20 protein-coding genes are annotated in these 23,100 nt (G+C 28.0%); 8 read left to right on the top strand and 12 right to left on the bottom strand.

The window, feature by feature from the left end; genetic code table 11:
- Nucleotides 1-2 precede the first annotated feature (2 nt).
- The gene (locus ABM4_RS02375) at nt 3-953 is read left to right on the top strand and encodes an ABC transporter ATP-binding protein (protein WP_016358082.1); all 951 of its coding nucleotides are present in this window, start codon (nt 3-5) and stop codon (nt 951-953) included.
- A 1-nt stretch (nt 954) separates the two neighbouring features.
- Nucleotides 955-1,566: an ABC transporter ATP-binding protein gene (locus ABM4_RS02370; protein WP_016358081.1), complete on the top strand. Its 612-nt coding sequence runs from the start codon at nt 955-957 to the stop codon at nt 1,564-1,566.
- Nucleotides 1,567-1,898: 332 nt separating this feature from the next.
- On the opposite strand, the gene ade is transcribed toward ABM4_RS02370, so the two are convergent.
- From ade to ABM4_RS02340, 6 genes are all read right to left on the bottom strand, one after another.
- Entirely contained in the window at nt 1,899-3,647 is a 1,749-nt protein-coding gene (gene ade / locus ABM4_RS02365; protein ID WP_016358080.1) for an adenine deaminase, read from the bottom strand.
- A 486-nt stretch (nt 3,648-4,133) separates the two neighbouring features.
- Nucleotides 4,134-5,363 carry a TIGR00300 family protein gene (locus ABM4_RS02360; RefSeq protein WP_016358079.1) on the bottom strand — a complete coding sequence of 410 codons (1,230 nt, stop codon included), beginning with the start codon at nt 5,361-5,363 and terminating at the stop codon, nt 4,134-4,136.
- A 310-nt stretch (nt 5,364-5,673) separates the two neighbouring features.
- Nucleotides 5,674-6,204 (bottom strand): carbonic anhydrase, encoded by a 531-nt coding sequence (locus tag ABM4_RS02355; protein WP_016358078.1) that lies wholly within the window; start codon nt 6,202-6,204, stop codon nt 5,674-5,676.
- Nucleotides 6,205-6,730: 526 nt separating this feature from the next.
- A complete protein-coding gene (locus tag ABM4_RS08695; protein ID WP_052312809.1) occupies nt 6,731-7,939 on the bottom strand; it encodes a DUF11 domain-containing protein in 1,209 nt (402 codons plus the stop codon).
- A complete protein-coding gene (locus tag ABM4_RS02345) occupies nt 7,905-8,594 on the bottom strand; it encodes a right-handed parallel beta-helix repeat-containing protein (protein ID WP_048200800.1) in 690 nt (229 codons plus the stop codon). Before ABM4_RS02345 ends, ABM4_RS08695 begins: the two co-directional genes overlap by 35 nt.
- A gap of 209 nt (nt 8,595-8,803) precedes the next feature.
- A complete protein-coding gene (locus ABM4_RS02340) occupies nt 8,804-9,088 on the bottom strand; it encodes a hypothetical protein (protein WP_048200798.1) in 285 nt (94 codons plus the stop codon).
- Between the two features lie 872 nt (nt 9,089-9,960).
- Here ABM4_RS02340 and ABM4_RS02335 point away from each other — a divergent pair.
- Nucleotides 9,961-10,746: a TrmB family transcriptional regulator gene (locus tag ABM4_RS02335; RefSeq protein WP_016358077.1), complete on the top strand. Its 786-nt coding sequence runs from the start codon at nt 9,961-9,963 to the stop codon at nt 10,744-10,746.
- A 224-nt stretch (nt 10,747-10,970) separates the two neighbouring features.
- On the opposite strand, the gene ABM4_RS02330 is transcribed toward ABM4_RS02335, so the two are convergent.
- Nucleotides 10,971-11,867, bottom strand: coding sequence for a hypothetical protein (locus tag ABM4_RS02330; RefSeq protein ID WP_016358076.1), 897 nt, complete (start codon nt 11,865-11,867; stop codon nt 10,971-10,973).
- 241 nt (nt 11,868-12,108) lie between these two features.
- Between ABM4_RS02330 and ABM4_RS02325 the strand changes: the two genes are divergently transcribed.
- Nucleotides 12,109-12,957: a pyridoxamine kinase gene (locus ABM4_RS02325; protein ID WP_016358075.1), complete on the top strand. Its 849-nt coding sequence runs from the start codon at nt 12,109-12,111 to the stop codon at nt 12,955-12,957.
- A gap of 361 nt (nt 12,958-13,318) precedes the next feature.
- Here the strand turns inward: ABM4_RS02325 and ABM4_RS02320 are convergent, their stop codons facing one another.
- The 3 genes from ABM4_RS02320 to ABM4_RS02310 form a co-directional block, all read right to left on the bottom strand.
- Complete coding sequence (locus ABM4_RS02320; protein WP_016358074.1) at nt 13,319-13,675, bottom strand: DUF1304 domain-containing protein; 357 nt, start codon at nt 13,673-13,675, stop codon at nt 13,319-13,321.
- A gap of 48 nt (nt 13,676-13,723) precedes the next feature.
- Nucleotides 13,724-14,629, bottom strand: a complete 906-nt coding sequence (gene speB / locus ABM4_RS02315) for an agmatinase (RefSeq protein ID WP_016358073.1) — start codon at nt 14,627-14,629, stop codon at nt 13,724-13,726.
- Nucleotides 14,630-14,942: 313 nt separating this feature from the next.
- A complete protein-coding gene (locus tag ABM4_RS02310) occupies nt 14,943-15,350 on the bottom strand; it encodes a translation initiation factor IF-5A (protein WP_016358072.1) in 408 nt (135 codons plus the stop codon).
- 458 nt (nt 15,351-15,808) lie between these two features.
- On the opposite strand from ABM4_RS02310, the gene ABM4_RS02305 reads away from it, so the two are divergent.
- From ABM4_RS02305 to hemC, 4 genes are read left to right on the top strand one after another with little or no spacing between them, the layout of a single operon-like run.
- Nucleotides 15,809-16,282 carry a pyruvoyl-dependent arginine decarboxylase gene (locus ABM4_RS02305; RefSeq protein WP_016358071.1) on the top strand — a complete coding sequence of 158 codons (474 nt, stop codon included), beginning with the start codon at nt 15,809-15,811 and terminating at the stop codon, nt 16,280-16,282.
- 41 nt (nt 16,283-16,323) lie between these two features.
- Nucleotides 16,324-18,165: a bifunctional NADP phosphatase/NAD kinase gene (locus ABM4_RS02300; protein ID WP_016358070.1), complete on the top strand. Its 1,842-nt coding sequence runs from the start codon at nt 16,324-16,326 to the stop codon at nt 18,163-18,165.
- A gap of 47 nt (nt 18,166-18,212) precedes the next feature.
- The gene (gene cfbE, locus ABM4_RS02295; RefSeq protein WP_016358069.1) at nt 18,213-19,655 is read left to right on the top strand and encodes a coenzyme F430 synthase; all 1,443 of its coding nucleotides are present in this window, start codon (nt 18,213-18,215) and stop codon (nt 19,653-19,655) included.
- Nucleotides 19,656-19,707: 52 nt separating this feature from the next.
- Complete coding sequence (hemC, locus tag ABM4_RS02290) at nt 19,708-20,583, top strand: hydroxymethylbilane synthase (RefSeq protein ID WP_016358068.1); 876 nt, start codon at nt 19,708-19,710, stop codon at nt 20,581-20,583.
- 514 nt (nt 20,584-21,097) lie between these two features.
- Here hemC and ABM4_RS02285 read toward each other — a convergent pair.
- Nucleotides 21,098-21,712 (bottom strand): orotate phosphoribosyltransferase-like protein, encoded by a 615-nt coding sequence (locus ABM4_RS02285; protein WP_016358067.1) that lies wholly within the window; start codon nt 21,710-21,712, stop codon nt 21,098-21,100.
- 14 nt (nt 21,713-21,726) lie between these two features.
- Nucleotides 21,727-22,689, bottom strand: a complete 963-nt coding sequence (locus tag ABM4_RS02280; protein WP_016358066.1) for a Gfo/Idh/MocA family protein — start codon at nt 22,687-22,689, stop codon at nt 21,727-21,729.
- Nucleotides 22,690-23,100 lie beyond the last annotated feature (411 nt).

The following is a 23,100-nucleotide window of genomic DNA, read 5'->3' as shown; positions in this document are numbered from 1 at the left end:
ATATGGAAAAATTATTAGAAGTAAGACATCTTTCAATATCATTTAACCAATATTTTAAAGGTTTAGAACAGAGAAAACTAAAGGTTTTATCTGACTTAAGTTTAGATATTTATGAAAATGAGATTTTAGCTGTTCTTGGAGCCAGCGGTTCTGGAAAAAGTTTACTTGCACATGCAATCCTTGGAATATTGCCTCCTAATGCCAATGTTAAAGGAGAGATGAAATATAAAGGTGAAAGCTTAACGCCCCAATTACAGGAGACAGTTAGAGGAAAGAGCCTATGTCTAATTCCACAATCAGTTAACTATCTAAATCCTTTGATGAGAGTTAAAGACCAAGCAGTTGGAAATATTGAAGATGAAAGTAAGAAAAAGGCCATTTATGAAAAACAGAGAAAAATCTTTGAAAATTATGGCTTAAAACCAGAAGTAGACGAGATGTATCCATTCCAACTTTCAGGAGGAATGGCAAGAAAAGTTCTCATATCCACTGCATTACTTAACAATCCAGACACCATAATTGCAGATGAACCAACACCAGGTCTTGATGAAAAATCTGTCAATGAAACCATTAATAACTTGATTGACTTAAAGGACAAGGGAACAGGTATTCTACTAATTACACATGACATTAATACTGCAATAAAAACTAGTGATAGAATAGCTATCATTTATCTCGGATATGTAATTGAGATAACCAGAACAGAGAACTTCAAAAACAATGGTGAAAACCTTATGCATCCCTATACCAAAGCATTATTTGACGCTTTACCTGAAACCAATTTCAAACTAACCAAAGGACATCAGCCATCATATATGCATATTCCGAAAGGATGCCCATATCAGGAAAATTGCAGTTTGAAAACTGAGGAATGTGTAAATGAAGTTCCAAAATTAAGGGAACTTAATGGTAATATGATAAGATGTAATCATCCACTAACAGGAGAGGAATAAAATGAATATCCTTAAAGCCGAAAATATCTCATTCGGATATATTGAAAAAAAACCAATTTTAAAAGGCCTTGATTTTGAAATGAATAATAGTGAGGTAGTAGGATTATTTGGTGATAGTGGTTCTGGAAAATCAACATTCTGCAAGATTTTAACAAGATTCATTCAGGATTATTCCGGCAAGATTACAATTAATAATAATGAAATTGAAAGTGGATTTAATCCAGTTCAACTTATTTTCCAACATCCCGAGAAGGTTATGAATCCCAAATGGAAAATGAATAAAATTATTAGGGAATCCTGGAATCCGACAGATGACATCTTAGATGAATTTGGTATTAAAAAAGATTGGTTTGACAGATATCCTTCAGAACTATCTGGTGGAGAGCAACAAAGATTTAGCATACTTAGGGCATTAAATCCAAAAACACAATTTGTTATTGCAGATGAAATAACAACAATGTTAGATGCAGTAACACAAGTACAAATCTGGGAAAGCCTACTTAAAATAGCAAAAGAAAAACAGGTTGGAGTTCTAGTGGTAAGTCACGATTATAACTTACTTAATAGAATTACAGATAGAATTGTATATTTAGATAATATTAACAATATATAATTCTATTATACCTCTCTTTTTAAAATAATAGAATCAAAAATTTTGATTTTAATTAGTAAAAACTAATTCTACCTCAAATCATATAAAACTAATTAAAAAAAACAAAAATTAATAAATAAATAACTAATTCTACCACCAATCATATAAAACTAATTAAAAAAAATCTATAAATTTGCTTAATAAAAACTGTTTTTAATCCAATTAGTTAATCATTAGTCTATAAAAATAAGTTTTAAACTATCAAATTATAAATTTAGAAAAGAGATTATTTCAATACAAATAAAATTTTAATAGATAAAAGATAAAAAAAAGTAAAGAGTAATAATTAAAGATTAATTATCCTCATCAACTATCAAATCTACAAATTCAAAATTATTAGAATCAAATAAACCTTTGTCTGATAATTTAAGTGAAGGAAGTACTAGAAGTGCTAAAAAGGACATCGTCATAAATGGCGCTTTAAGTTCACAACCAAGAACCTTTAATATATTTTGAAGATTCTGCAACTTTAATGATACAGTTTCAACATTATCATTACACATTAAACCTGCTAAAGGTAATTCCAAGATTTCTTTAATATCTTTTTTCTGAGCGACTACAGCAAGTCCTCCCTGGTTTTCTCTAATAATATTAACTGCCTTAGCCATGTCTCTAGTATTGGTTCCAACCACAACTATATTATGAGAATCATGAGCTACGGAAGAGGCAAATGCACCATCCTTAATATTGAATCCCTTAACAAATCCATTTGCAACAGTATCCTGTCCATATCTATTTACAACAGCTATCTTTAAAATATCCCTATCTACATTTTCCTGAACAATATGATCCATTACATCCAATTCTTTAATTGTTTGATCTGTAATTAAAGAACCGTCTAAAACCTTAATTACACGTGCTTTGACAGTACCTTCCTTAAGTTCAACTTTTACATCAAAATCCTCTGGTGATTTTTCTGATAATCTAAAGGTGTTTTCAAGTTGAGCTGGAGGTGCATTAAATAAAACATGCCCATTATCATATACACATTCACCGCCAACAAATGTTTTTAAAACATTGAAATTCTTAAAATTATCAATCAAAACAAAGTTTGCTCTTTTTCCAATTGAAATTGATCCCACATCCAGATTATAATGTTTTGCAGGATTTATTGTAACCATCTTAATAGCCTCAATTGGGAAGACATCCAAATCAATAAGTCTTTTTACAAGTAAGTTTAAGTGACCCTTCTCCAAATCAACGGGATTTTTATCATCAGATACAAGGAAATCGAATATCGGATTTTTAATAAGGATATTGAAGTCAGAATGGGATAGGTTAGAACCCTCTTCGGTATTGGCCCAGAAGATTTTTCTATCGTTTAGATTTAAGATATCGTCAAAATTTTTAGCAGATGATCCCTCACGGACCATTACCTTCATGCCTAATTTCTTTTTTTCAATAGCCTCATCAAAACTTGAAGATTCATGGTCAGTAGATATACCTGCACCAATATAAGTTTTTAAATCTTCACCTGAAAGAAGTGGAGCATGACCATCCACTGGTTTATTTAGTTTCTTGGCATATTCAATCTTCTTAAATACCTCTTCATCACCTGCAAGTACACCTGGAAAGTTCATCATCTCCCCGAGTGATACCACATCATCAAATCTTAAAACCATTTTAACTATTTCACTATCAAGAACCGCACCGGAGGTTTCAAAGTTGGTTGCCGGCACACAGCTTGGTGCAGCATAGAAAAAGTCAAAAGGGACCGTGTATCCATTTTCAATCATGAAATTGATTCCTTTAACACCTAGAACATTAGCAATTTCATGATCGTCAGCTATAACTGAGGTAGTACCATGACGTATACAAGCCTTTGCAAAATTTGCAGGTGTAAGCATTGAACTTTCAATGTGGATATGACTGTCAATAAATCCCGGAAGTAAGATACCCTCAAAATCCAAATCCACATCTGTAGGATCACTTGTAACAATCGGAATTACATCTTTAATATATCCATCTTCAATATATATCTCGGCAGGATACATATCATTAAATTCAACATCAACCATATTTGCAACTATAACCTTTTCCATAAAAATCACTTAAAAACTTGAGAGTAAACACATCTTAAATTAAAATAATTTATATTTAAAATTCATTAAATCGTTATAATCTAAAAATCTAGTTTAAAAATAAAACATTTAATTTGAATAATCTAAAGTTAATTATAATTATATTTTTATATTAAAAAAAGTTTATTACCTTATATTAAAATTAGTATGAAAGGACCTGTTTAGAAATTAGAACTATAAAATTAACAAGATTTGAATTAAAGTTTTTAATAAATTGTTTCAATTGAAAAATAGCTTTTAATTAGAAAATTTCTTTAAATAACTAAAAACTTAAATTTTTTGTAATATTTTGAGAATATAAGAAAAGTTATATGTTAAATCTAAAAAAAAATAAAACTCAAATCTATTATAGACATTTAAGAATATAAGAAAAATTACATGCAAAAAAAAATTAAAATGAAAAAAAGTAGTAGTCAAAAATTGATATATTTTTAACTAAATTAAGATTTAATCCTCATCGTCCTTGTGAAGTTCATCATATAAAACTGGTAGGAAAGCACCTACATCAGTTACAACACCAAGAACTTGAGCACTACCTCTATCTGCAAGTTTAGTTACAGTGGATGGATTGACATCAACACATACACTACTTACTCTGGAAGGTAACATATTACCTACAGCAATAGAATGTAACATGGTTGCAACCATAAATACCATATCTATTTTTTGTACATATTTACGCATCTCATTTTGTGCTTCTTGGCTATCGGTTATAACATCTGGAAGAGGTCCATCATCACGTATAGAACCTGCAAGTACATAAGGTACATCATTTTTAACAAGCTCATACATTATACCGCTTTTTAGGGTTCCATCTTCTACAGCTTCTTTAATAGAACCTGAACGATTGATTGTGTTAATAGCCCTCATATGATGAGAATGACCATTTGTAACAATTTCACCTGTTTCAACATCAATTCCTAATGAGGTACCATACAATGCTATTTCAATATCATGTGTTGCAAGTGCATTTCCCGCAAATAATACATCAATATAACCTTCTTTAATCAATTTTGCAACAACCTTATTAGCACCTGTATGGTCAATAGCAGGTCCACCTACAAATGCAATCTTCCCCCCGCGAGCTTTAACCTTCTTAACCTCATCTGCAATATCCTCAACAATACTCATTAAAGGTTTCTCAGATGAAACTTCACTGTTCATAAATTCAAAGTTGTTGGTTTTTCCTCTTGGTTTTTCAGGTGTAGAAACTTTAACACCTTCAATTCCAACAACAATTTTATCTCCCTTTTTAATTGCACCTAATGGTCTGCAGTATGCCTCTTCTTTTTCTTCATCGATTACAATTGCACAATCCATCTCAATATCCTTTACAACTAACCAGTTACCTTTATATAAGACGTGAGTTGTGTGGTGAGTAGTAGAATAAAATCCTTCCGGAAGAACATGATCAGCTGGTGACTCTTCTAAATTAACTTCTTCTATTCCTGCAATTGATACACCAATAGCTGAAAGTTCATCTAGAATTTGATTCAATTTTTCAATTGATTCTGCATATACAATTAGTTTAGCCCTGGATATATCGGTTTTATTTTTACCAACCTGAATATCTACAGTATCAAAATCTCCACCACGGTCCATAATTATATCAAATGTTTTAGGTAAAATATTTGAATCAATTATATGACCTGAAAGTTCTATTTCACGTTTAAACATTTTTATTCTCCTACATAATTTATTCAAAAATTAATTATAATGAAATTTTAGTTCTTTCATATATTTAAATATTTATAATATTAGGAAATTTTTAGTAATTTTATAAAAAAATAGTAGAAAAGCAAAATAAACTGAAATAAACTATAAGATCAAATAGATTTCTTAAAAACAGTTAAAAAAGTAATGATACATATTTGAATAAAAAATAAAAAAATCGAATTTTGTATTAATAAAAAGAGTTTTAGACATGGATAAAAAAAAAATATTTGAAAATATTTATCAACATACTGATGAAATTATACCTAAATGCTTACTCTCTTCCATCTACCAATACTTTTAATTCGCCACTTACAATATCAATTATTAACCCATGTATAGGTACCTCATCTGTAATCAATGGATGGTTTTTAATTGTGTCAACCGTTTTTATAACATTGGATTCCTCACCATCTATTGCGCCAATCCATTCCTTAATGTCAACCTTATCAATTTCCTCTTTGGAAATTCCCATCTCAAGCATTTTATTGATTATTTTCTCCTCATCTGCATGTGCCATTCCACAATTAGTATGGCCTATAACCATCACCTCCTCAGCCCCTAGGGAGTAAATGGCTGCTGCAATTGATCTGACTGCATCTTCACCAACAATGGTATTTCCTGCATTTTTAATGATCTTTGCATCTCCTCTTTCAATACCTAATGCTGGTTCTAAAAAGTTAACTAATCGTGTATCCATACATGTTAATATTGCTAATTTTTTCTTAGGAAGATGTCCCAATTCTTCACCTTCAAAGTTCTTAGTAAATTCCTCATTTGCCTTTAAAACTTCATCTATCATCATACTACCACTTCATAATATCCTAATATAATAGAGTTTTTTATTATATTTATTTTAATAATATTTAAATTTTTATGTTTTATTTTCAGAACTAAAATATATTTGTTATATGTTTAGATAATGATTCTTAAAATGTTTAAAAAATTTACAAAATAAATTGAAACTGTATTTTTATTTTTAAAAAAACAGACGAATTTTTAAAAACTTTTAACAATTATTGGATACTGAATATCATATTAAAAGATCGAGGATAATATTTTAAGATATAAATTAAGTCTTAAAAAAACTTAAATTAAGGTATAACTATTAAACTACTAATATCTCCAATATATTATTAAATCAAAGCAGTATAAAAATAAAAATAAAAAAAGTAAAATTATTATAAATATTATCTAATAAAACAGAATTAAAATAAATATACTATAATTAAATAATTAGAGTTAAAAAACCCATAATTTATAAAAAAAAAATTAATATGAACTAAAAAAAATAAAAGATAATTACTTAAAAAAGTAATTATATTTAAAAACTATTTTTTATTATTCCCTTTAAAACTTCCAAACAATAATAAAACTAAAGCTATTATCAAAATAAATAATGGATTTCCAGTATTATACATAACTACATTATTCTTATTATTGTAGTTTACTTTTGAGGTACTGTTTGTTTTATTATTTGTATTATTGTTTATTTTATTATTTGTAGTATTATTTGTAGTGTTATTATCTGGTTTTGAAGTATTATTTGTTGTATTATTTGTTATATTAGTAGTATTTGTAGCATTACGATGATTTACAGTTGTATTATTTACAGCATAGGATATTGTTTTATTTAAGTAACCTGCACTAACATTATTATTTAAGATACCCTCTTTACTGGTATTAAATAATAATATAATATTTCTTGATTCACCAGGATTTAAAGGATTTGTTAAAACCCAAATATGATTTCCCTTATAATCCCATAAACCAGTACCATTAATATAATTATAATAATCGAGACCAATATCATAATTAGAATCATTGATAAATACACCATTGAGTGTTAAATTACCATTATTCATTACAGTGATATTGAATTTAACTAAATCACCGACAGTAACATTAGAATTTAAGGTTTTTTTATCTACCGTAACATTATCCACACCAGAAACAATTTTAAACATGAACATATTCTGATAGTTATTTGCGGAAAATGAAGATCTAAAAAGATAATTTAAAACTGTACCATTATCTAAAATTTTAGAGAATATTGAAGGAACACGTTCACCCATATTATATCTTCTAATAACATCCTGAATAACAGTATCATTAGATTCTAGAAAATTACTATCTGTAAAATCCCAAATCCAATTCTGAATTAACTTAATATCTGTACTATTTAAATTAGAACTTTGGTTTAAATTATGATATATTAATAATTTAACATATTCACCAACATAATCCCCATTAAGGTTATTTCTAATACCATCTAAATTAATGGAATAAGAACCATAATAAGGTTCATGATTATGTTTTTCTGCACAAAAACCAATATATCCGTCGTCAGTCATATTATATAAAGTTCCATCAATAACGGGATAATTATAGATTTTAACAACTGAACTATTAGTACCATTTATCACTCCATAAGATAACACCACAATATCTGAGCCGATAAAGTAAGGATTAGTAACAGTTACATTAAATAGCTGTAGATTATTACTACATATTGCAGAACCTAATACATGTATTATCAATAAAATTAGAATTAGAAATATTTCCACTAAATAAACTTACAGCACCGCCATAATTTAAAGCACTATTATTAATAAAAGTACAATTATTTATATAATTACTCTCACCATCAGAGATAATGGCTCCACCAGCTACTTTTGCAGTATTATTAATAAAGCTAGAGTTAATACAAGTAACATTACCAGCACTATAAGTTATAAATGCACCACCTACATAGTTTGCAGTATTATTAATAAAGCTACAATTTTCAACATATAAATTATCACCATACATAAATACTGCACCACCTTGACTTGTACTAAGATTTCCATTATTAATAAATGTTGAATTAATTATACTAGCACCATATTCACCATAAATAGCGGCACCTTGATATGCAATATTATTAATAAAAGTTGAATTAATTATTTTAAAATAATTTGAAGGAGCATAAATTGCGCCACCTGCACCCCAAGCATAATTATTAATAAACGTACAGTTTATTACCGTAATACCTCCATAATCAAAAATTGAAGCTCCAATACGTCCGTAACCATCTTTGAAAGTAAATCCTCTAATTGTAAGATTAGAAGCATAATTAGTTAATCCGCGACTAGTTTTACCACCGGAAATAATAGGATTATTTATACCAATTATAGTCAAATTATCTAAAGACACAGCGATTTCACCATAAAAAGTCCCATCTACATAGATAGTTGTAACATTATGGTCTTTACAATAATCAAAACCCTTATCAAATGTTTTAAACGGAGATAGTTTAGATCCATCACCAGTATCATCATCACCATTGCTAGAGACATATACTGATTTATCCCCTGTAGGTTCATTATTCCTTATTGTTTGATTAAAAGAATTTGAACTAGAAACTAAACCCTTATTATAATTAGAATTATTGAAATTAAATTATCAGCAGATCTAGAATTAGAATCATTAGAAACTGAAACATTACCAGAATCATAATCAACAGAATCATTAGAATATAAAACATTAGAAGAATTATATACCAAAACATCAGTAGAAGAATTTGAATTAGTAGATGATATATTATCAGAATTTGCAGCAAAACTTACCCCAATACAAGATAATAAAACAAATAAACATAATAAAACAATTAATAATTTTCTAAACTTTACTATATTCCCACCGCCCATACAATCATTAATTAATAATATATGTTCGTAGTCTATAAAACTTTTTCATATATCTTTAAATTTTAAAAAAATTAAAATAAACAAAATAAATATGAAAAAAAATAAAACATATTCAAAAAATGAAAATAATAGATAAACAATATAAAGACAAATCAAATAGAGACTAAAATTAAATAAAAAATCAATTTAACAAAAAAAAGCATGACTAAAGATAAAGTATACAAAAATACAAATGAATGGATAAAAAATGAATAAAGATAGAAGCAAATTAGAAAAACTTATTACGATTAATGAATTATATTATACAAATCACCAAATTTAATTTAATCTATAAAAGATATTAAATAATTGATTATACTTAAAATTACTTGAAAGTCAAGATAATTCTTAATTTTAAAGAATAAAACAATATGAAAGTTTTTTATAAGAATTTTAACTTTTTAATATTACTTAGTTACAAAATCTTTAAATTATTGTTTTTTTAAAATAGAGGTAATGAATTTTAAATTTTTTAATAGATAAATTGACTACAAAAAGCAAATGCTATAAAAAAAAGCCCATATTAAGATACTAAATTATTTTCATGAAAAAATAATTTAAAATAAGAATTTTTAGTTAATTATCCGATAAATAATACAAAACAGAATATTATTTAATTATATAAAATTATCAGAATTAAAAACAAATACGGCGAGAAAGTTAAGAAATTTAATTAGTTAACTAAGTATAAGAATGGATCTTATTAAAAATCAAGCTATAATTAAGCACATGGATTTACTCATACTAAAATTAATTAAACCTTAACTAAACACAGCAACAATATTAAGAAGTTTAATTAAAATTCATAAGATAAAAAAGGGCAGTGTGAGATTATGGATAACATTATATACTCTTTAAAAATATTAGGTTTAAGCCATTATGAAGCAGAGGCATATATTAGCTTAAATAAATTAATTTCAGCGAAAGCAGATGAGATATCTGAACTTGCAAATATACCTAGAACAAAAATATATTATGTTTTAAAAGAGTTAGACAAGAAAGGATTTATTAAAACAAATCATGGAACAAGACCTTTAACCTATACAGTTATCCCCCCATTTAATGCATATAATAATAAAAAAGAAGAACTTATTAAAAAACTTAATGAAAGTGGTGAAAGATTAAATGGAATATACAATAATCAAATTAATGAAACACAGGCACCTGTTTGGTTAATAAATTCTTCTAAAAACATTATTAATAAAGAACTAGAATTAATTAAAGAATCTAAAAAGTCAGTATATATAACAATTGGCTTTTTATTTGAAAATGAAGATGATTATTTAATTAATTCATTAAAAAAGATCTCCAATGAAATTCAAATTAAAATAATATTAAATAATGAAATTAATATAAATGGGGGGAAAGAGAATATTTATGAAAAGTTTAAAAATTCAGAATTAAGTAATTTAGAAATTTTTGAAAAAAATCTTCCACCAACTAAATCATTAATTATAGACGGAAAGGAAATACTTAACACGTTCATTAATGTTGATGATGACAATTCAATAATTCCAAACACTGAAATAGGCATATGGAATAAATATGAAGAGATTTCTAAAAACTACAGTAATATGTTTATCAATGATTTCTATAAATTAAAAGAAAATAATAAATAAATTGATTTCATAATAAAATAAAATTACATTTAATTAAGAAGTCATGAAAAGATTTTAATTTTTTTATAAAATAAAAATAACATAGTTACAGTTATAATAAAAAAATCCGCATTATTTTTATTTGAAAATGAAAAATTCTATTTTTAAACTATAAATCTAAAAGTTAATTGAAATAAAAAAAATTATTATTTTTAACCATTAAACAAAAAGTTAAGTAAATAAACTCATCTTCTTCTAACTATTAGACCAATAGCAATTAATGCAAATAACAAAACATACAAAGGATTTCCTGTATTATATAATGCATGTGAGGTATCTGTATTAATTGGATCTTTTAAATTATTAGTTGTATTATTTGTATTAGAATAATTATTTAATGTAGTATTATTATGGACTGTACTATTATTTGTAGTATTATTATCGACGGTATTGTTGTTTGTAGTATTATTATGAATTGTACTATTATTTGTAGTGGTATTATTTGCTTTAGGAGTCTCCCACCATAATTTAATACCAATTAATTCTTGAAAGTTATCCATTACAGGATTAAAGAATTTAAGCTGATAATGCTCATCACTTCCATTAACACTTCGTACAATACCAGTATCTGGATAAGTTTCAACCATATCTAAAATTTCTAAAACATAATCTCCCCTTGTTTTTCCATTACTAAGTACATAATCAAAAAAGCTGTAATTAGGTTCTAAAAGATTAGATCCATCACTAAAGTTTAAATAGTTATATCTTAGAAATCCTGTAATAATACCTTGAATATCACCATCGGATAAATTTTCTTTTCTAAACTTATTTACAAGCAAGGTCTTTATATAATCATCTACAGATTGGTTTGTTATGGTATTTACAACTTTAACTTTACTAGTATTATGTTCAGTATAATTTATATAATCATATGGATTATCTTTAGAGGGGTTTATACAATATGCAGTATAATTATCACTGGTATAAGCAGGAAGACGTCCATCCTCACCAACATGAGCTACCTGAGTATCACTATTATTAGTTTCATTTATATCTGAGACTGTAACATTAACTGCACTTATAGAACAAATACCCAATATTAATAGGAGCATACAAAAAATTGTCGTTATTCTTATATTCATTCAAATTCACCTACTTTTTTTTATTTAGTTTTATACTATATACAAATTTTGTACAAAATAATCTTCAATTAGTTAAAAAATTATAACAAAACACATATTTTAAACAAATTTCAGTTTTATAAAATATTTTCAATAGGAAACTTGATAAAAATTGATAAAAAATAGTAAAAAATAATTTGGCAGATTCCATATCTAAAAAAATAATCAAATATTAATAGTATAATATATTAAAAATAGTATTATGTTGAATGAGAAAAATGAAAAAAAGATTTTGACAATACAGGACATATCTTGTTACGGACAATGCTCAATAACAGTTGCACTACCAATCATATCTGCATTCGGAATCGAAACTGCAGTCCTTCCATCTGCGGTTCTATCTACACATACATCAGGTTTTTCAGGATATACCTGCAGAGACTTAACAGAGGATCTTCCTGCTATTCGTGAACATTGGGAAAAAGAAGGAATATACTTTGATGCCATATATACTGGTTACATTGGCTCAATGGAACAATTGGAGTATATAAAAGAAATAATAGATTCAAGATTAAAGCCTGACGGACTTGTATTTGTTGATCCTGCCATGGCGGATAATGGAGAATTTTATCCTGCATTTAACCAGGAATTTGCTGATAAAATGGGTGAACTATGTAAGATAGGAGATTACATCCTTCCTAACACCACTGAGGCTTGTTATTTATTACATAAACCTTGGAAACCAGATTTCTCAAAAGAAGAAATCTTAGATATGGCAAATGAACTTTCCGACTTTACAAAGAAATATGTTATCTTAAAAGGAGATAACCACATAGAAAATAAATTGGGAACAATTGTTTTAGATAAAAATAGCCCTTCTTCTACAGAAATTGTATACAATGACAAGATAGATTACATTTCCCATGGAACCGGTGACGTTTTTGCCTCAGCATTTGTAGGATCATCACTTATCGGTAAATCACCATCCAAATCAACGGAAATTGCAGGTGAATTTACTAAAAGGGCTATCGAGGAAACAGTTGGTGATCCAAACCATAGATATGGAGTAAAATTCGAAAAGGTAATTCCACATTTATATGATTTGTTATAATTTAATAGACGATAAAATCTATTAAATTTTTTTAAATTTTACTAATTATTAGATATTATTATTTAATTTTTAATTAATCAGCAGAAATTAAACAACATACCCATTTTCTTCTTTAAACATTATAGAACACTTTTTTAAATCCTTAACTAATAATCAAATTAATTAACAGATTATTTATTCTCCTTACTATCACTATAAGGGAACTTAACAATTTCATCATCAATATAACATATAGCAATATTGAAAATTTACTACTGAAAAATAAAAAAATAATTAATTAGAGACAATAAGTAATTAAACAAGGAATTAACCTATAAAAAAGTTAAATAAATAAAAAAAAGTAGTTAATTAAGAAATTAACCTATAATAAACATGTAATTAAGGTAAGGATTGCAAGACCACCTTGCATTATAATAATTTTTGGATTACTTGTAAAGCCACCATACAATGCAACAAGAATAATATATGCCATTAAACAGATAAGTGCAACTTTACTTGTAAACACAAATACAGAAATTAAGATCAAAATTGCAAGTAAACCATTATACACACCCTGATTTTTAAAAAGTGTATTAACAGAATCTCTTTCTAATTCAGTTCTATCCATGCCAAAGACTTTGGAAGTTCTATCTGAGGAAGTCGCAAAAGTCTCCAAATACATTATAAATAAGAATTCAATGGCTACAAGTGTAGCTAATATTTCAGTTAATAGAAACATGATATCTCCTTTTTAATTAATATAAATTATAAAATATAAATAATTTACTTAACTCCTTAAAGATAAAAAGTCATAAATTATTTTAGCCGCATTAATGGCAGTTATATCACCTAGCCTATCAGATGCAACCTCCATAACATCAAAACCTAAAATATCTTTATCTTTTAAACATACCAGAATATCCTGGATATTTTCAGGTGAAAGTCCACAGGGTACAGGATTGCCCAAGGAAGGAGCATATGCAGGATCAAGTGCATCCATATCAATTGAGATATAAATTGGATTGTCAATAGCCTCCAGATAGTTAAGTAGATAAGTAAAGGATTTTCTTAGATCGTCTGCTTTAAAAGAGGTGATTTTATCCGAATGTTCATCTACAAATTCCTCTTCCTCCAATGATGAGGATCTTATTCCAATCTGAATAATCTCCTTTGGATTTAAATCAAATACCCTATGCATAATAGTTGCATGCGAATCCTTTTCGCCTTGATAATCATCAATAATGTCCCTATGTGCATCAACATGTACTATAATAATATCTGATAGATCATTTGATTCCTGATTGTTTGCTATTGCAGATAAGATTCCTTTAGTGGCACTATGTTCTCCACCAATAAGAATCGGCCTGATGTTATTATTAATTAAATCGGATACAACATCCTCAAGTAAATCACATGTCTTTTTACAATTGCCTGGAATCGCATTAAGGTCCCCAAAATCATAGAACACAGTATCCATCTCCTTGTTAAGAATAGTATTATAATATTCAAATGAATATGATGCTTCCCTTACAATAAGTGGACCATATCTTGAACCAACATGATAAGAAACAGTGCTGTCAAATGGAACCCCTATAATACCCCATAAATTATCATCATCCTGAGGAATATTATCAAAATCAACCTCTTCTTGTGAAAATGCAAATTTACAAGGTTCATGCATGCCAAATATCATTAAAACACCTTAAATTAAGTAAGATCAATTAAAAAATTAAAAAATAAGTAAAAAAAATGAATTATTTTTTATAATAAAAAATAATTAAAAAAGCCCTAAGTTTTAACTAGAACAATTCAAATCGAATCATTTAAATAGCCAAATATTAATGGATTTAAAATTGAATTAATTAATATTTACTAGTTAAAACATGTTAAAATTTTAAATTGAATAGATATTTAAACCAATAGATAAATTGAAAATATTAGATTAAATTGTTAGATATTTAAACTAATATCAAAAGTTGAAATTAATACATTAAAAATTATGGAATCTAGTAACTAGGTGCTGAACCTTTAGTTCTCATAATTTTCATGTTACCCATAGCTTCAATATATTCTACTTCAATACCTTCAACAATTTTATCAGCCAATTCTTCAGGTAATGGTAATTCTAAAGTATCGTAGTTTTCCATATCCATGATTTGTACAGTAGTACCTTGGATAGATAAAACTTGACCTACTCTTTTATCAATTATAGGAATATCAACTTTACTGTTTACAGGTTTGGTTAAAGTTCTTTTTTGACCGTCAAAAACACCGATAGCTTCTACTCTAGCTTTTGCAGCTCCATGTTTACCAGGTGAAGAGGTACTTAAACCTACAATTTTACAAGGTTCATCATCTAATACTACATATTTACCTACTTTTAAAGTTTTTACTTCTACAACTTTAGTTGCCATAAAAATTTCCTCCAAATAAAATTAAATAATTTTTCCTAATATTAATAGTTGATTTTAAAATAAAAGCATAATCTTTACAATAAAATCAGAAATAAGAATTAATTTATTAAAAATTAATCTTGACTATGAAATATAATATTATATTATTATATTAGATTTATTTTTATATAAATGTTAGTACAAAACAAAGAAAGTATTTAAATGGAACCTAAAAAATCAAAAATAGATGGCCACCTCACAGTTAAAAATCATAACATAAAGTCTTTAATTATATGTAAATAACTAAAAGAAAATTATAATTTATTTAGAAAAATAAAAAATAATAAATTTCATAAAGAATCCCTATAAAAAAAGGAATATAAAATTTTATTACTATAAAAAATCATATTATATTATATTTAAATAATGGATTTTCATATTGTATTCCATTGAATCATGAAAAAAATAAGGATGAGATAATGAAGGTTTCTATCGTATCAGGAAAAAGTGAAGGTCCAACACGTTTAAATGCATTTGATAATGCATTGACAGATGCTGGAATAGGGGATGTCAATTTAATAAAAGTGTCAAGTATGTTAGAGAAGAAAACATCCATTGTAAAATTACCTAAACTAAAGGCAGGTGCAATGGTGAATTGTGTTCTTTCTAATATAACTTCAAGCAATCCTGGAGAAACAATTACCGCCTGTGTAGCTGTTGCCATTGGAGATAATTTAGGTTGTGTAGTTGAGACAACAGGAGTTAATGTATCAAATCAGGAAAATAGAAAAGAAGCAGTGCAAATGGTAAAATATATGATGCGTAAAAGAAATGAGAAGATTAATCAGATGATTGTTGAGGATTCAACACATACTGTTGAGAACATTGGTTCTGTAGTAGCCTCAGTTGTATATCTTAATGATGATATTATTGAAAAGGATACAGAGGAATAAAAGTTTTATAATATAATTATTTATCAAATGAAGGGTTTACAATGAATTCAGAAGAAATAGAAAAGTTAAAGGAAATCTCACTTGCAATTATTGAAAATGTGGAAAATGCTGTAAAAAGTCATTTTGGAAAGGAGGAATCTGGAAGATTTGTAAAAATGGGGGCCGATGGAACACCTACTTCCCGTATTGATTTAGCTGCTGAGGATCAAGTAGTTTCATACCTTAAAAATCAGGATTTTATTTGCTACTTAATTAGTGAAGAAATCGGAGAGTTAAAATTAGGTCAGGGAATGATTAAAGAAGTTAACTTAACTAATGAATTACTTAAAGATAAAAAATCTGATGCGGAATATATCTTTTTATGTGATCCATTAGATGGAACCAGTAACGCTATTAAAAACATACCTTCATTTGGTATCTCCCTTGCAATAGCAACTGTTCCCGAAGGTAGACTTGCAACACTTGAGGATGTTGTCATAGGAACAACCAAAAACTTTGCAAATGGGGATATTTGCCAAGCTGTAAAAGGTCATGGCGCATTCTTAAATGGAGAGAAAATGAAACCATCAAGTGAAACCGACCTTGAGAAGATGTCACTTGGAGGATTTACAAAAAGTAATACAGTCTCAGCATCAAAATTAGTGGATACAGCAAGAAGAATGAGAGTTTTAGGTTCAGTTGTACTCGAGTTAGGTTATATTGCAAGTGGCCAATATGATGCATTCCTCGACTTAAGGGGCAGTAGAATTATTGATATTGCAGCAAGCCAGCTAATTGTAAAAGAATCTGGTGCTATTGTTACCAATAAGTATGGAGAAAAATTAGACAATAAATTAAGTATCTATGAGAAGGTAGTGATAGTCTGTGCAGGTAATGAGGAGCTCCATTCCAAAATAATTAAAATAATAAATAATGATGAGACCTTTGATATTAACTCTGTAGCAATCATATCACGTATAGACGATAATAAATCCATGTTGTTCTCTGTAAAAATCATGAATGAGTTGATGGATAGGGGAATCAATATAGTTATAGAAAGTACGTTAGCCAAGAAACTACAGAAACTCAAAAACAATCCGGAACTAATTGAAATTATTAAGGAAATTCAAGGAGAATCACCTAAAATTAAAGAATATTTGAAGGACATAAACTTCAATATAAACTTTAAGGGATTAGCTGAAAAGCTCGAAGATTTAAGAACAGATCTTGCAATAATTCTAGGTGGAGACGGAACATTACTTAGAACACAATCCCATCTTACAACCGAAATTCCAATATTCGGTATTAATTTAGGAACCGTGGGATTTTTAACAGAAATTGAAGTATCCGATACCTTTAATGCATTAAACCAAATATTAAAAGGGGATTACTATAAAGAAAGTAGAAGCCAACTTATTGTATCCCATGAAAACCATCAATATACAGCATTAAATGAAGTTGTAATAATGACAAATAAACCTGCCAAGATGTTACACTTTGAAATTTCCGTTGATGGAGAAATTGTGGAGGAATTAAGGGCAGACGGCCTTATAATTTCAACACCAAGTGGATCCACAGCATATTCCATGTCTGCAGGAGGACCTATTGTGGATCCTAAAGTTAAAGGATTTGTTATAGTTCCTATTTGCCCATACAAATTAGGAGTCAGACCGTTTGTGGTTTCCGACACAAGTGAAATACGTGTAAAATTAATAAAAAGGGGTAAAAGTGCTGTCTTTGTAATGGATGGTCAAATTACTGAGAAGGTAAATTATATGGAGGAGATAATATTTAAAAAATCTCCAAAAGATGTTACTTTCATTAGAACCAATAACAAATACTTCTATAGTAAGGTTAAGGATAAATTAAGTGAAGGCGGAATCAAATCTAATGACAACACGTAATTAGATTTACACCTTCTAATTTTTATTAATCATTAAAAAGTGAAAAAATGAATTATCTTGTAGTTGATATGACTCATGGAGGAGTTAAGATTGCAACTAAGCTTGCAAGTGAAAATAGTGAAAATAATGTCTATGGATATGACATTTATAGAACTTTAGATAAAGATGGAAGACATGAACTTAAAGCAAATAATGTCCATCTAATTAAAAAAATTACAATATTAAAGGATATTGATGATCTTGTTGTGATTTCACCCATCCATTGTCCACTTCAAAAACAGGATTATATAAAATCAATTAATAGAAACATTAAATTTTACACTCATCATGAGGCCGTTAATTTAATTCTTAAAGATTGGAAGGGGAAAATGGATAAAAAACCTGTAATAGAAATTACAGGAGTCAAAGGAAAAACAACCACCTGTTTTATACTAAAAGAAATATTGGATAATTCTTTAGTCCTAAGTAGTCTTGGTGCATATCTATTTAAAGAGGATAAGGAGATTCTACTTAAGAAAAATATAAGTATAACCCCTGCCAATATCATTGAAACCATAGACATGGCAAGAAAGATTGCCCGACCCAAATGCAGTTTTGAAAATGACGGGAATAGCTCTAAAGAATATATCAATTATGACAATGCAATATTTGAATCCTCACTTGGAGCCTGTGGAATGGGAGACATTGGCATACTTACAAATATCATTGAAAACTACCCTATTGCCAAAGGTAAATCTAATGCCCAAATAGCTAAAAAACAGATATTTAACTGTAGGAAGGTTGTGATTGAAAAGAATACCCTAGAGGAGTTTTACCCGGAATTTAAAAACTCCGATAAAGTAATTAGCTTTGGTTTAAATAATGATTCAAATGTTAAAGCAAAGAATATCAAATATTCATTGGATGAAACTAGCTTTACAGTAGAATATGATTTAGACACGATAAATGATGAAAATATAAAAGGACAATTCAATGTTAAAAGTTTCGCACCTTCACCATACCATGTTTTAAATATTTTAGGAGGCATTACGGCATGTCTTGTATTAGACATGGACATTAAAAGAATACAAGAGGGTTTATTAAAGTTCAATGGAATACCTGGTAGAAGTTCCATTAAAAAAATCGGAAATTCCACCATTATCGAGGAGATCAATCCCGGAATAAATACCAAAGCAATTGAAAAATCTATCAATATGGTTAAAGACAATCCGTCATATAATATTATAATTGGTGGAAAATATGGCATTACATGTGAGGAGATTGATGAAGACAAACTTATAAAATTGTTAAGTTCTAAAATTAATGAAAACCCCTCACTTAAAATCACACTTTGTGATGAGTTAGGTAATTCTATCTATGGTAAAATCAATAATTTTAATGGAATCAACTATATTGAAAAACTTGATGATTCTATTAAGGAAAGCATAAATGAAGATAAGAATATATTATTAGTTTATAGGTCAAACTATAAACAAGTATTAAAAAGATAAAAATTTTGGTTAATTGTTTTAACCATGAATAAATAATTAAAGGAGATTTAAGATGAAAGTTGGAACTAGAGGAAGTCAATTAGCATTAACACAGACAAAACAAACCTGTCAATCCATTGCCAACATTACTGGTGAAAAAATTGAAGTGGACATTATTAAAACTAAAGGAGACAAGATTAAAGACTCCCAGCTTTATAATATGGATTCAAAAGGATTATTTACTAAAGAGCTAGACAAAGCCGTTCTTGAAGAAGAGGTTGACTTTGCAGTACATAGTCTTAAGGATGTTCCAACAGAACTTGATGAAGATCTTACAATAGCTGCAATCCCATTACGTGAAAAGGCCAATGATGTATTCATATCTAATAAAAACTGGGAAGATCTTGAAGAGGGTTCTAGTTTAGGTTCCAGTAGCCTTAGAAGAGAAGCATTCTGTAAATATCACGAAAAAGGATTTAAATTCAAACCATTAAGGGGAAATGTTGAAACAAGAATTAAGAAGGTACTTGACGGTGAAGTAGACGGAACTCTCATGGCCGAGGCAGGCCTTATAAGACTTGGACTTACCAAATACATCAAAACAGAATTTCCCGTAGATTACATTACTCCTGCAGCAGGTCAGGGAGCAGTTGCAGTCATCTCAAGAAAAGATTCAACTGAAGTAAATGAAACCCTTAAAAAAATAGATGACTATAACTCCAATAAGAGGGTTCTTGCTGAGAAAACCGTTCTTTACGAATTAGGTATTGGCTGTCAATGGCCACTTGGCTCATATGCAAAGATCAATAGTAAAAGCCAATTAGAACTCTATTCAATCCTACTAAATGAAGACGGTGAAATATTACATCAAACTACTCAAACTTCCTCATTACGCACAGCAAAAGAGTTAGGTGTAAAAGTAGGTAAAGAGTTATTAGAATATTTATAATAAAACTTTTCTTTTTTTAACTATTTTTAATCTTATCTTACAATAAAAATTACTTTTTAAAACACTACTTATTGTATAATTTTTTTTAAAAACCACACTCATCATAAAAAACTACTTTTAAAACTTGTTTTATTATAATAATACTTTTTAACTCCAATTATTATAAAAAACTAATATTAAAAACCCAATTCAGCATAAAAATTACTTTTAAAATTTATTTTATTATAACGATACTTTTTAAATTATACCAATATAAAAAATTACTTTTAAAAACCCAATTCAGCATAAAAATTACTTTTAAAATTTATTTTATTATAACGATACTTTTTAAATTATACCAATATAAAAAATTACTTTTAAAAACCCAATTCAGTATAAGAATTGCTTTTTAAACAATTTAAAATTAGATTAGATAAACACATGTAAAATATAAAAAATAGCTAAGTTTGAAAATAAAAAATCGATAAGAATTTAAAATAAATAAAAAAAATAGTTAAAAAAGATTAAAATTAATTTATCTTAATCTAGAAAGACTAATAATTGATTTAACAGGAACACCTAAAATGTCAGTTAAACCTGCCTTATCAATTAGAACTGTTATAGCAACTGGCTCTCCACCAAGATCCTGAACAGTATTTACAACTTCATTCATAGTTTTTCCACTAGTTATAACATCATCAACTATTACAACCCTTTTTCCATCAACAGATGCAAAATTAGTGCTGATAGTTCCACCAGCGCTTATGTCATCGTCATCAACCTTAGCTTTCTGTGGGTGGAAAACAGCTAATGAAGTTTCTAAACCCATTTCATATGAATAATAATCAGCCATGAAAGTTGCAAATGGAATACCACTAGCCGCAACACCTAAAATCACATCAGCTTCTCCCTCTTCAAGAGCCATATCGCTTAATGCTGCAGATACATATTTAAGTCTAGTGGAACTACCTCCGAGACTGTTCCAATTTACTGCAAAGTCAACTGGCACTTCACTACTATGTTTTTCAGGAGTTTGAAGATTTAACCATCTTGCAGTATCAATTGATACATTTAATTCATCAGCAATTTCACCAGTAGTTAAACCACGTGCCCTAAGTTCATGAGCCTTCTCAATAAGTTCATCATTCATATAATCACCAATATCTAATCATCTTCTAATTCTTCAAGAGTAATTGGTTTTTTAGTTTTAGAAGATCTGTTTGCTGCAATAACCATCTTAAGAGCATTGAGACCATCTTCACCAGTAATGACAGGTTTTTTATTCTCAGTTACAGCATTTAAAAATGATCTTAATTCTTCCATCAATGGTTCCTTATGTTCAATTTGTATATCCTGAGCAAATTTACCACGTACGTCAATACTTTGATCTATATAATCCACATTAATAATTCCATCAGTACCTGTAATGGAAATCTCTCTACGTTTATATGGAGTTAACCAGTTAACTTCCAACATACCGGTCATTCCACCAGCAAAATTAACCATGATTTCAGCATGATCCTCATATTCACAGTTGTTTAAAATACTGCCCATTGAAGCATATACTCTCTTTACATCCTGGTTAAATAAATAGTACATTATGTCTAAATCATGAATAGCTAAATCTATAGCCACACCCACATCTTTTATCCTAGGTGGATAAGGACCAACCCTTTTTGCAGAAGCTGAAACAATGTCTCCAATAACATCATTATCAATTAATTCCTTAGCTTTTTGAACAGCTGGATTAAATCTTTCTACATGACCAGTTCCTAAAATAACACCTTTTTTATGAGCTGCTTCAATCATTTCTTCTGCTTCTTCTAAAGTAAAAGCAATTGGTTTCTCTACAAGAACATGTTTACCATGTTCAATAGCTGACATTACAACATCATGATGATGAGTAGTAGGAACACAAACACTTACCACTTCAATCTCAGGGTCTTCTAATAAATCATTATAATCAGTATAAGCCTTAGCATCATATTTTTTACTTACTTTATCTAAAGTCATTTCACTTACATCTGATACTGCAATAAGATTTGCATTTTCTAATTTATAATAAACACGAGCATGGTTGTATCCCATTGCTCCGACACCTATAACTCCTACGTTAATGTCTTTCACATTATGCCTCCAAAACTTATAACTTATAATATTATTTAATTTTAAGATATTTAAATATATTTAATATTAGAAAGACAATATAAATAAAATTAATTAATTAGATTAAAATGGATATTTTCTAAAGATAGAACATGAAAACTCTTTAAATTAAAAAATCAACACTTAAAATTAAGATATTTAATTTGATTTAATCATTGAAAATTAAAAAAAAATAAGACACCACCAAGAAAAATGATTGAAAATTAACCATTCTACATATTTATTGAAAATATACCCTATCTTAATGAGATAATAAAAGAATATCCTCAATTTATCATTTAACCTTTTTTTTAAGAAAAACCAATTTAAATTCTTGATTGAAAATTAAAAAAAAATGTTTTAAAATTTTAAAAAATTTTCATAAAATAATTA

The organism is Methanobrevibacter sp. AbM4 (assembly GCF_000404165.1).
Taxonomy (GTDB): domain Archaea; phylum Methanobacteriota; class Methanobacteria; order Methanobacteriales; family Methanobacteriaceae; genus Methanarmilla; species Methanarmilla boviskoreani.
The sequence above is the reverse complement of the archived record's forward strand: the minus strand, read 5'-3'. Positions and strand labels throughout refer to the sequence as shown.

Excerpts from the sequence above, each read along its gene's own strand:
- ABM4_RS02375 (WP_016358082.1), top strand. The coding sequence starts at position 3 with ATGGAAAAATTATTAGAAGTAAGACATCTTTCAATATCATTTAACCAA.
- ABM4_RS02370 (WP_016358081.1), top strand. The coding sequence starts at position 955 with ATGAATATCCTTAAAGCCGAAAATATCTCATTCGGATATATTGAAAAA.
- ade (WP_016358080.1), bottom strand. The coding sequence starts at position 3,647 with ATGGAAAAGGTTATAGTTGCAAATATGGTTGATGTTGAATTTAATGAT.
- ABM4_RS02360 (WP_016358079.1), bottom strand. The coding sequence starts at position 5,363 with ATGTTTAAACGTGAAATAGAACTTTCAGGTCATATAATTGATTCAAAT.
- ABM4_RS02355 (WP_016358078.1), bottom strand. The coding sequence starts at position 6,204 with ATGATGATAGATGAAGTTTTAAAGGCAAATGAGGAATTTACTAAGAAC.
- ABM4_RS02340 (WP_048200798.1), bottom strand. The coding sequence starts at position 9,088 with ATGGGCGGTGGGAATATAGTAAAGTTTAGAAAATTATTAATTGTTTTA.
- ABM4_RS02335 (WP_016358077.1), top strand. The coding sequence starts at position 9,961 with ATGGATAACATTATATACTCTTTAAAAATATTAGGTTTAAGCCATTAT.
- ABM4_RS02330 (WP_016358076.1), bottom strand. The coding sequence starts at position 11,867 with ATGAATATAAGAATAACGACAATTTTTTGTATGCTCCTATTAATATTG.
- ABM4_RS02325 (WP_016358075.1), top strand. The coding sequence starts at position 12,109 with ATGTTGAATGAGAAAAATGAAAAAAAGATTTTGACAATACAGGACATA.
- ABM4_RS02320 (WP_016358074.1), bottom strand. The coding sequence starts at position 13,675 with ATGTTTCTATTAACTGAAATATTAGCTACACTTGTAGCCATTGAATTC.
- speB (WP_016358073.1), bottom strand. The coding sequence starts at position 14,629 with ATGATATTTGGCATGCATGAACCTTGTAAATTTGCATTTTCACAAGAA.
- ABM4_RS02310 (WP_016358072.1), bottom strand. The coding sequence starts at position 15,350 with ATGGCAACTAAAGTTGTAGAAGTAAAAACTTTAAAAGTAGGTAAATAT.
- ABM4_RS02305 (WP_016358071.1), top strand. The coding sequence starts at position 15,809 with ATGAAGGTTTCTATCGTATCAGGAAAAAGTGAAGGTCCAACACGTTTA.
- ABM4_RS02300 (WP_016358070.1), top strand. The coding sequence starts at position 16,324 with ATGAATTCAGAAGAAATAGAAAAGTTAAAGGAAATCTCACTTGCAATT.
- cfbE (WP_016358069.1), top strand. The coding sequence starts at position 18,213 with ATGAATTATCTTGTAGTTGATATGACTCATGGAGGAGTTAAGATTGCA.
- hemC (WP_016358068.1), top strand. The coding sequence starts at position 19,708 with ATGAAAGTTGGAACTAGAGGAAGTCAATTAGCATTAACACAGACAAAA.
- ABM4_RS02285 (WP_016358067.1), bottom strand. The coding sequence starts at position 21,712 with ATGAATGATGAACTTATTGAGAAGGCTCATGAACTTAGGGCACGTGGT.